Here is a 10,108-nt window from a genome sequence, read left to right on the forward strand (position 1 = left end):
GCTTATCCCCCCAGTTTGCTCTTGTCGCGCACCGCGCCTTTGTCGGCGCTGGTGGCCAACGAGGCGTAGGCGCGCAGCGCGAAGGACACCTGACGTTCACGATTTTTCGGCGTCCAGGCAGCGTCGCCGCGCGCCAGTTCCGCCTCATGCCGCGCCGCCAACTCCTGCTCGCTGACATCCAGCTGGATGCCGCGATGAGGAATGTCGATCGCAATCATGTCGCCGTCCTGCACCAGGGCGATCAGGCCGCCGTTAGCCGCTTCCGGCGAAGCGTGGCCGATGGACAACCCGGAGGTGCCGCCGGAGAAACGCCCGTCGGTGATCAGCGCGCACGCCTTGCCCAGCCCCATCGATTTCAGGTAGGTGGTTGGGTAAAGCATTTCCTGCATGCCCGGCCCGCCTTTCGGCCCTTCGTAGCGAATCACCACTACGTCGCCCGCTACCACTTTGCCGCCGAGGATCGCTTCTACCGCGTCGTCCTGGCTTTCATACACTTTGGCCGGGCCGCGGAAGGTGAGGATTTCCTTGTCGACGCCGGCGGTTTTGACGATGCAGCCGTTTTCCGCCAGGTTGCCGTACAGCACCGCCAACCCGCCGTCCTGACTGTAAGCGTGCTCACGGGTGCGGATGCAGCCTTCCTTGCGGTCGGTGTCCAGCGAATCCCAACGGCAATCCTGGGAGAATGCCTGCGTGGTGCGGATACCGGCCGGCCCGGCGGAGTACATTTTCTTGACGCTTTCGTCGCGGGTCAGCATCACGTCGTAAGCTTCCAGCGTCTGCGGCAGGGTCAGTCCCAATACGTTGTTCACCTCGCGGTTCAGCAAGCCGGCGCGATCCAGCTCGCCGAGGATGCCGATCACGCCGCCGGCGCGGTGCACGTCTTCCATGTGATATTTCTGCGTGCTCGGTGCCACCTTGCACAGGTGCGGCACTTTGCGCGACAGACGATCGATGTCTTCCATGGTGAAGTCCACCTCGCCTTCCTGCGCCGAAGCCAGCAGGTGCAGCACGGTGTTGGTCGAACCGCCCATGGCGATATCCAGCGTCATGGCGTTTTCGAACGCCGCCTTGTTGGCGATATTGCGCGGCAGCGCGCTTTCGTCATCCTGCTCGTAATAACGTTTGGTCAGCTCGACGATGCGCTTGCCGGCGTTGAGGAACAGTTCCTTGCGATCGGCGTGGGTGGCCAGCAGCGAACCGTTGCCCGGCTGCGACAGGCCCAGCGCTTCGGTCAGGCAATTCATCGAGTTGGCGGTGAACATGCCGGAGCAGGAACCGCAGGTCGGGCAGGCGGAACGCTCGATCTGCTCGCTGTCGGCGTCGCTGACGTTCGGGTTCGCGCCCTGGATCATCGCGTCCACCAGATCCAGCTTGATGATCTGGTTGGAGAGTTTGGTTTTGCCGGCTTCCATCGGGCCGCCGGAAACGAAGATCACCGGAATGTTCAGGCGCAACGCCGCCATCAGCATGCCCGGGGTGATTTTGTCGCAGTTGGAGATGCACACCATCGCGTCGGCGCAGTGGGCGTTCACCATGTATTCGACCGAGTCGGCGATCAGCTCGCGCGACGGCAGGGAATAGAGCATGCCGCCGTGGCCCATGGCGATGCCGTCATCCACCGCGATGGTGTTGAACTCTTTGGCCACGCCGCCTGAAGCTTCGATCTGTTCGGCGACCAGTTTGCCCAGATCGCGCAGATGCACGTGGCCCGGCACGAACTGGGTAAAGGAGTTGACCACGGCGATGATCGGCTTGCCGAAATCGGCGTCGGTCATCCCGGTCGCGCGCCACAATGCGCGGGCACCCGCCATATTGCGGCCGTGGGTGGTGGTGGCGGAACGGTACTTAGGCATGCTCTTTTCACTCCAAATGTATTTATGGCAGGCGGCGAACGAACCGCCTGGATATTTCTTATCTTGTCTGTCTTGTCGTCCGCCACGCTGCGCGGCGAGCCTTGTCGTTACGGGTTTACCGGATCCAGCCACCCGTATTTGTCTTCGGTCTTGCCGCTGAACAGGCCGAAGAACGCCTGTTGGATCTGTTTGGTCACCGGGCCGCATTTGCCGATGCCGACCTGAATGCCGTCCACGCTGCGCACCGGCGTGATTTCCGCCGCGGTGCCGGACATGAACACTTCGTCGGCCAGGTACAGCGATTCGCGCGACAGCACCTGCTCGCGCACGTCGAAGCCCATGTCTTTCGCCAGCTTGATGATCGCGTCGCGCGTGATGCCCGGCAGCGCCGACGAGGTGAACGGCGGGGTATAGAGCACGCCGTCTTTCACTTCAAACAGGTTCTCGCCCGCCCCTTCGGAAATGTAGCCGTGCACGTCGAGCGCGATGCCTTCCTGATAGCCGTGGCGGCGCGCTTCGCTGCCCACCAGCAGGGAGGAAAGATAGTTGCCGCCGGCCTTGGCCGCAGTGGGGATCGTGTTTGGTGCGACGCGGTGCCAGGAGGAGACCATCGCATCGATGCCTTGATCCAGCGCTTCTTCACCCAAATAAGCGCCCCAAGGAAACGCCGCGATAATCACGTCCGTTTTATAACCGGCCGGTGGGTTGACGCCCATGCCGACATCGCCGACGAACACCAGCGGACGAATGTACGCGCTGACCAGGTTATTCTTGCGCAGCGTAGCGCGGCAGGCTTCCATCAGCTCGTCGACGCTTTGCGACACCGGCATGCGGTAGATTTTCGCCGAATCGTGCAAGCGCTGCATATGCTCGCGATGACGGAATACCACCGGCCCCAAGTGCGAGTCATAGCAGCGTACGCCTTCAAACACCGACGTGCCGTAATGCAACGCGTGCGACATCACGTGCACTTTGGCCTCGGCCCAAGGAACCATCTCACCATTGAACCAAATGTAATCGGCTTTCTTTGTCATTGTTATTTATCCTTCTCGGCGCCTCAGGCGCGTATTTGTTGTGATGTTGGCTGCTGGATCTCGACGCAGGAGACGTCCATCAGTTTGCTTAATTGAGATGACAACAGGGCGACCGGACGCGGGCTGGCAACGGTCAATTCGATATTGATGCTGTCGGCGTTGGCCGGGGAAACCATATTCATAGCACAAACCTGAAAGCCGCGATGACGCACGACCCGCAATACGCGCTCTAACATTTCGGGGCGAAAACGCGCCTGGATCGAGAGTTGATGCTGCATCATGATATTTCCTCCAACATGGTTTCGTTGCCGGCGCCCGGCGGCACCAGCGGCCAGACGTTTTCGAGTTCGTCGATAGAGACCTGCAGCAGATAAGGGCCTTCGGTGTTGAACAGCGCCTCGAGCGCGCCCTCCACCTGATCCTTGCGGCTGATGCGCTGGCCGGGAATACCGAAGGCGGCGGCCAGCATCAGGAAGTCGGGGTTATCGGACAGGTTGGTTTCGCTGTAGCGGCCGTCGAAGAACAGCTGCTGCCATTGGCGCACCATTCCGAGGCGCTGGTTGTCCAGCAGCACGATCTTCAGCGGCAGCTGTTTGCGCTTAATGGTGCCCAGTTCTTGCACGTTCATCATGAAGGAGCCATCGCCCGAGACGCAGATCACCGTATCTTGCGGACGCGCGATCTGGGCCCCGACCGCCGCCGGCACGCCGAACCCCATGGTGCCGAGGCCGCTGGAGGTGATGAAATTCTCCGGGCGCTCGAACGTCATGTGCTGCGCGCTCCACATCTGGTGCTGACCGACGTCGGTGGTCACCACGCTGTTGACCGGCTTGCGGGCGGACAGCTGGCGCAAGAACAGCGGCGCGTAAATCGGCTGGCCGGGATGATCGTAGCGGCAGGCGTGATCGGCTTTCAGCGCCGTCACCCGTTGCCGCCAGGCGGCGATGTTCAGCGGGCGCTGCAACGCCGGCAGCAACGCTTTCAGATCGCCCTGCAGGGCCACATGCGCCTGGCGCAGCTTGCTCATCTCCGCCGGGTCGATGTCCATGTGGATCACTTTGGCGTGCGGCGCGAAGGCATTCAGCTTGCCGGTCACGCGGTCATCGAAACGCGCGCCGACGGCGATCAGCAGATCGCACTCCTGCACCGCCAGGTTAGCGGCCTTGGTGCCGTGCATGCCCAACATGCCAAGGTACAGCGGATCTTGCGCATCCGGCGCGCCCAGCCCCTTCAGGGTGGCGACGTTCGGCATGCGGGTCACGGCGATGAACTCGCGCAGCGCCGGCACCGCCTGCGCCATGCCCACGCCGCCGCCAACGTACAGCATCGGTTTATGCGCCTGCGCCAGCAGCTCAGCCGCCTCGGCCAACGCCGCCGTCGGTAACGCCGGCGCTTCATCGACCGGCATCAAATGCGGATGCAGGTCGCCTTGCGCCAGCTGGATGTCTTTCGGGATATCGATCAGCACCGGGCCAGGACGGCCGCCGGCGGCGATGGCGAAAGCTTCCGCCATGATGCCCGGCAAGGCATCCAGCGATTCCACCAGGAAGCTGTGCTTGGTGCAGGCCAGAGACAGGCCGAGAACATCGATCTCCTGAAAGGCATCGGTGCCGATCAGCGCGGATCCCACCTGACCGGTGATGGCGACAACGGGAACGGAATCGAGCAGCGCATCCGCCAGCCCGGTGATCAGGTTGGTGGCGCCGGGACCGGAAGTGGCGATACAGACACCGACTTTGCCGGTGGCGCGGGCGTAACCGATGGCGGCCATGGCGGCGCCCTGTTCATGGCGGCACAGCAGGTGTTCCACGCCGCCGTCGTACAGCGCATCGTACACCGGCATGATTGCCCCGCCCGGATAGCCGAATACGGTATCCACACCCTGCGCACGCAACGCTTGAACTACCCACTGAGCGCCATTCATAGTTATTTCCTCGCCTTACTTCGACAACCGCAGGATTTTGTTCTGTTTTTCATGCTCTGCCCCTTGCTCCACTTTTCTCTTGCCAATAAAAAACCCCCGGACCTGACGGTGCGGGGGTTCTCTTGCGATTCCGGCTTGTTTGCTAAGCCTTTCTTCGTCCAAGTGCAGCCCCGCACGGTGGGATAATAATCACCACCACGCTAATCACGACTAGGCTAATCACTTGGGCAAAGGCTTTCATAATGGGTTTGTTCACTGTGCTCATTCAGAACTAATGCTTACAGAGGTACCACAGCCGCGCGCGACATGACAACACTTTTTTTGCGTTATTATTCGGCGCAATCTGGTCATACCTCACGCGAATCGCCCGGATTTCACACGTTGGCGCGCATACCTGGATTTTTCACCGCGCCGGTGATGGCCTTGCCGCGCGTATCCTTGCCGAAGAACACCAACAGAGCGATCGCCACCGCCACCGTCCCGGCAACCATGGCCATCGCCAGGCCGTAATTATGCCCATGATGCTCGGCGAGGGTGGCTTGCAGCGTGGCGTTGACCGAAGCGATCAGGTTGCCCAGCTGATACACGAACCCCGGCAGCACCGCGCGGGTATTGGCCGGTACCAGCTCGGTCAGGTAGGTCGGCACCACGCCCCAGGCGCCCTGCACCATGAATTGCATCAGGAAAGCGCCGATCCCGAGCATCAGCGAACCGCTGGAAAACGCCCACAGCGGGATCACCGGTAACGCCAACAATGCGGCGATGATAATCGCTTTTTTGCGGCCGATTTTTTCCGATAACGAACCGAAGAAAACGCCGCCGATAATTGACGCGATATTGTAGCTAATGGCGATGATACTGACGGTTTTCGGATCGAAACCGTGCTGAACTTTCAGAAATACCGGATACAGATCCTGCGTGCCGTGAGAGAAGAAATTGAACGCCGCCATCAGCAGCACCAGATAGCAGCACAGCTTCCAGTGGCTCTTCAACACCGGCAGCAAGGCGCTGCTTTCTTTACGTTCACGCGCCGCCAGCCACACCGGCGACTCCTGCACGCAATAATAAATAAACGGCAGCAGCAGGATCGGCGCCGCGCCGATGACGAACATGCCGCGCCAGCCGACCGTTTCGAACAGCAGGCCGTACACCACCGCCGCCAGCAGATAACCGAACGGATAGCCGGCCTGGAAAATGCCCGACATCAAGCCGCGCGAGCGGTCCGGTATGGTTTCCATCGCCAATGATGACGCCACGCCCCAGATACCGCCCATCGCAACGCCGTACAACACTCGTAACAGCAAGAAGACCGTCAGCGAGGGCGCGGCGGCGGAGAGCAGCTCAAACACCGAGAAGAAGACGATATTCAGCATCAGGATCGGTTTGCGGCCATATTTTTCCGCAGCGCGCCCGAAGATCAGCGCGCCGATCGGCCGCACCGCCAGCGTGAGCAGAATCGCCAACGTGACCTGTTCCAGGCCGACGTGAAAGGATTGTGCGATGTCGCTGAGTAAGAATACCAGCACGAAAAAATCGAAAGCGTCGAGCGTCCAGCTTGAAAAACTGGCGATTGCCGCATTGCGTTGCAGCGGGGTCCAACCAAACATAGTGTTATCCCTACCGTAGAGTACGAAGTCAGGAGATTTAGCGGCTGCCGGGCAGACTGCGGCGGCGGTCGGAGTGTGTTAAAGAAGTGATTTTTCTTTTAATCAATTGTTAAATACACCCATCAAGCCTATGGCTGCAATGCGTACAGGCCGCTAATGTGTTGCAGGCTTCAGCGAATTGTTAATGGGTATTGCCATAGGCTGCGAGGCGGTTCGCACAATTTCGTTCAATTCGATGAAAATCAGTGATTATGCTGCGAGTTTCATGGAAAAAATGCCAAGAACGCCGCGCGGCACCTGGATAAATCGCGCATCATGCCGCCCTCAGCAAGGAGAGCGATATGTCACTGGCGGTAATCTATAGCCGCGCCATCATCGGCGTTCAGGCCCCTTCCGTAACGGTAGAGGTGCATATCAGCAATGGCCTGCCCGGCCTGACGCTGGTTGGCCTGCCGGAAACCACGGTAAAAGAGGCGCGCGATCGGGTGCGCAGCGCCCTGATCAACAACGGTTTCACCTTTCCCGCCCGCCGCATCACCGTCAATTTGGCACCGGCCGATCTGCCGAAAGAAGGCGGGCGCTACGATCTGCCGATTGCGCTGGCGATCCTCGCCGCCTCCGAGCAACTACCCCTCGCCCCGTTGGCACGCTACGAGTTTCTTGGCGAACTGGCGCTGTCCGGCGCGCTGCGCGCGGTCAGAGGCGCCATCCCGGCGGCGCTGGCGGCGGCTGACGCCGGACGACAATTGGTCCTCTCCACGGACAACGCCGCCGAGGTCGGCCTGATTGCGCAGTCACAATCCCATACTGCCCAACACCTGTTGGAGGTCTGTGCCTTTTTGCTCGGTCAGGGCGAGCTGCCGGTAGCCATCACGCCTCCCGCGGCAGACAACCCGCATGAAAACGCCGATCTGCGCGACATCATCGGCCAAGAGCAGGCCAAGCGGGCATTAGAGATCGCCGCCGCCGGCGGGCATAACCTGCTGCTGATTGGGCCGCCGGGCACCGGTAAAACCATGCTGGCCAGCCGACTGACGGGCTTACTGCCGCCGCTAACGGAACCTGAGGCTCTGGAAAGCCTGGCGGTCGCCAGCTTGCAGCATCCTGTTCTCACCGCTTTGCCATGGCGCCAGAGGCCATTTCGCGCACCGCATCACAGCGCATCGATGGCGGCGTTGGTCGGCGGCGGCTCACTGCCGCGCCCGGGTGAGATATCTATGGCGCATAACGGCGTGCTGTTTCTGGATGAGCTGCCGGAATTCGAGCGTAAGGTGCTGGATGCGCTGCGTGAACCGCTGGAATCCGGCGAGATCGTGATTTCACGTGCCAACGCCAAGGTCTGCTTCCCGGCCAAGGTGCAATTGATCGCGGCGATGAATCCCAGCCCAACCGGGCATTACCAGGGCATGCATAATCGCGCCTCGCCGCAGCAGGTGCTGCGCTACCTGGCCCGGCTGTCAGGGCCTTTTCTCGATCGTTTCGATCTGTCTATCGAAGTGCCGCTGTTACCTCCAGGCACGCTCAGTAAGCGGCAAACTCAGGGAGAAAGCAGCGAGCAGGTGCGGGAAAGAGTGCGACAGGCACGCACCCGGCAGCTCGAACGCGCCGGTAAAATCAACGCGCTGTTAAACAACCGTGAAGTGGAACGGGATTGCGTGTTGCAGGCGGCAGACGCCGAGTTTTTGGAAGCGACATTAAACGCGTTGGGGTTATCGGTCCGCGCCTGGCAGCGCATCTTGAAAGTGGCGCGCACGCTGGCGGATTTGGCGGGGGATGCCGAGATCGGCAGGCACCACCTCAGCGAAGCGCTGAGCTATCGCAGTATGGACCGTCTGCTGTTACAACTGCATCGTAGTCTGGAATAGAAAATGGAGCCCGAAGGCCCCATCGTCTTTAGTCTTCGCTGTCGCTGTAATCTTCTACTGCGTCAGCCTGCGGCTTACCGCCGGACAGCGTATGGAATTTCTTCGGGCGACGTGTGCGCGCCAGATATTTAGCCCATACTTTTTCCTGCTCGGTAGCCGCTTCGCGCTCACCGCGGCACACTGCGACGAACAGCTGTTCTTCTTCAGTGGCCGGCTGGCGTTTGCCCGAGTCCAGCTCGTTAAACGCGTAGCCGAAGCGCTCTAGCAATTGCGCCTCTTTAATGGTGAAATCGCCGTGACGGGAGAACCCGCGAGGGTAATGTTTATTATCAAAAAAACGATTGGTCGTGGTGAAGCTATCCGCCATCTGACACGCTCCTAATTCTCTTATGGCCGTGCTGTTTATGGCGCGGAGTATTAGATAGGCTTGACAGCGTGTAAAACAAAACATTTAAATCTTAACGACAAATTTTTTTGGAGATAGGTGTGGATACCGAATTACTGAAAACCTTTTTGGAGGTCAGTAGAACGCGTCACTTTGGCAGAGCCGCAGAATCTTTGTACTTAACGCAGTCCGCGGTCAGTTTCCGCATCCGTCAGTTAGAAAACCAGTTGGGCGCAAATTTATTTACCCGTCATCGCAATAACATCCGCCTGACGCCTGCCGGCGAGCGGCTTCTGCCCTATGCCGAAAGCCTGATGAACACCTGGCAGTTGGCGAAGAAAGAGGTCGTGCGTTCACTGCAACATACCGAGCTGTCGATCGGCGCGACTGCCTCGTTGTGGGAGGCTTATTTGACCCCCTGGTTGCAGTCTCTCTATCAACAAAGAGAGGCGCTGCAGCTCGAAGCCAGGGTGGCCTTAAGGCACTCTTTGGTAAAGCAACTGCATGAAAGGCAGCTCGATTTACTGATCACCACTGAGCCGCCAAAGATGGACGAACTGGCCAGCCAGCAACTGGGCAATTTCTCATTACGCCTGTTCTCATCCGCGCGTCGTGACAAGCAATCCCCCATGCCGTACATCAAGCTGGAATGGGGGGCCGACTTCCACCAACAGGAAAACCGCATGTTGGAAGGTGATAACGTGCCGGTACTCACGACCACCTCGGCACACCTGACGCGTCAGTTGCTGGAAACCACAGGCGGATGCGCTTTCCTGCCCAGCCAGTGGGAAAAAGAGTATCCGCAGTTGCTTGCCGCCGCCGAGATCCCGCCGATTGTCCGCCCACTGTATGCCGTCTGGTTGCAAAACAGCGATCAACAGCCTTTGATTCGGCAATTACTTAAAATACCTTTAAATACCGCAGCCTAAAGCGCTATGGCGGCCTTAAAAGCCGCCGCCGTGGTCATGGCTGTCTATCATGCCAAAAACCGCCCATCGCCTTCTGAGAGAAGAAAATGCAAAATGGTAGGAGAATCAGGAGGTCGGCGGAGGTAAAGATCGAAAGATCATAAGGCAACTCGGATCAGATAGACATCAGCATAGAGCAGCCAATGCGCTCTTTTCCAAAGCGGGAATGCTCTAAGGGAAGGGATAATAGGTAAAAAAAAACCCTTTGCTTTCGCAAAGGGTTCTTAATATGGCAGGGGCGGAGAGACTCGAACTCGCGACACCCGGTTTTGGAGACCGGTGCTCTACCAACTGAGCTACGCCCCTAAATCTCGCTTAACATTATGCCTGCTAAAAAAGCAGGCACAATTAAATAAGTGGCGGAACGGACGGGGCTCGAACCCGCGACCCCCTGCGTGACAGGCAGGTATTCTAACCAACTGAACTACCGCTCCACCGATTCTTTTACGTTGTATCTTTCGATACCGGCAAT

9 protein-coding genes and 2 tRNA genes are annotated in these 10,108 nt (G+C 59.3%); 2 read left to right on the forward strand and 9 right to left on the reverse strand.

The window, feature by feature from the left end; all coding sequences use genetic code 11:
• Positions 1–2 precede the first annotated feature (2 nt).
• The 6 genes from ilvD to ACJ8IP_RS23735 all read right to left on the reverse strand — a co-directional run bounded on the left by ilvD (position 3) and on the right by ACJ8IP_RS23735 (position 6,418).
• Positions 3–1,853, reverse strand: coding sequence for a dihydroxy-acid dehydratase (ilvD, locus tag ACJ8IP_RS23710; RefSeq protein WP_015379395.1), 1,851 nt, complete (start codon positions 1,851–1,853; stop codon positions 3–5).
• 107 nt (positions 1,854–1,960) lie between these two features.
• Positions 1,961–2,887, reverse strand: a complete 927-nt coding sequence (locus ACJ8IP_RS23715; RefSeq protein WP_033645378.1) for a branched-chain amino acid transaminase — start codon at positions 2,885–2,887, stop codon at positions 1,961–1,963.
• Positions 2,888–2,910: 23 nt separating this feature from the next.
• On the reverse strand, positions 2,911–3,168 hold the full coding sequence (gene ilvM / locus ACJ8IP_RS23720; protein WP_004929955.1) for an acetolactate synthase 2 small subunit: 258 nt from the start codon (positions 3,166–3,168) through the stop codon (positions 2,911–2,913).
• Positions 3,165–4,811, reverse strand: coding sequence for an acetolactate synthase 2 catalytic subunit (gene ilvG, locus ACJ8IP_RS23725; protein WP_117188981.1), 1,647 nt, complete (start codon positions 4,809–4,811; stop codon positions 3,165–3,167). Before ilvG ends, ilvM begins: the two co-directional genes overlap by 4 nt.
• Before the next feature lie 142 nt (positions 4,812–4,953).
• On the reverse strand, positions 4,954–5,052 hold the full coding sequence (ilvL, locus tag ACJ8IP_RS23730; RefSeq protein ID WP_013814970.1) for an ilv operon leader peptide: 99 nt from the start codon (positions 5,050–5,052) through the stop codon (positions 4,954–4,956).
• A gap of 133 nt (positions 5,053–5,185) precedes the next feature.
• A complete protein-coding gene (locus ACJ8IP_RS23735) occupies positions 5,186–6,418 on the reverse strand; it encodes an MFS transporter (RefSeq protein WP_033645380.1) in 1,233 nt (410 codons plus the stop codon).
• A gap of 341 nt (positions 6,419–6,759) precedes the next feature.
• On the opposite strand from ACJ8IP_RS23735, the gene ACJ8IP_RS23740 reads away from it, so the two are divergent.
• Positions 6,760–8,283 carry a YifB family Mg chelatase-like AAA ATPase gene (locus ACJ8IP_RS23740; RefSeq protein WP_197850212.1) on the forward strand — a complete coding sequence of 508 codons (1,524 nt, stop codon included), beginning with the start codon at positions 6,760–6,762 and terminating at the stop codon, positions 8,281–8,283.
• A 28-nt stretch (positions 8,284–8,311) separates the two neighbouring features.
• On the opposite strand, the gene ACJ8IP_RS23745 is transcribed toward ACJ8IP_RS23740, so the two are convergent.
• Positions 8,312–8,650: a DUF413 domain-containing protein gene (locus tag ACJ8IP_RS23745; protein WP_004929946.1), complete on the reverse strand. Its 339-nt coding sequence runs from the start codon at positions 8,648–8,650 to the stop codon at positions 8,312–8,314.
• Positions 8,651–8,769: 119 nt separating this feature from the next.
• Here ACJ8IP_RS23745 and hdfR point away from each other — a divergent pair, with 119 nt between their 5' ends.
• Positions 8,770–9,597, forward strand: a complete 828-nt coding sequence (gene hdfR / locus ACJ8IP_RS23750) for an HTH-type transcriptional regulator HdfR (protein ID WP_033645382.1) — start codon at positions 8,770–8,772, stop codon at positions 9,595–9,597.
• Between the two features lie 269 nt (positions 9,598–9,866).
• On the opposite strand, the gene ACJ8IP_RS23755 is transcribed toward hdfR, so the two are convergent.
• Together ACJ8IP_RS23755 and ACJ8IP_RS23760 are read right to left on the reverse strand one after the other, a co-directional pair.
• Positions 9,867–9,942 (reverse strand) — tRNA-Trp (locus ACJ8IP_RS23755).
• Positions 9,943–9,993: 51 nt separating this feature from the next.
• Positions 9,994–10,070 (reverse strand) — tRNA-Asp (locus ACJ8IP_RS23760).
• Positions 10,071–10,108: the final 38 nt, after the last annotated feature.

It is taken from the genome of Serratia sp. CY52157 (genome assembly GCF_052168495.1).
Taxonomy (GTDB): domain Bacteria; phylum Pseudomonadota; class Gammaproteobacteria; order Enterobacterales; family Enterobacteriaceae; genus Serratia; species Serratia ureilytica.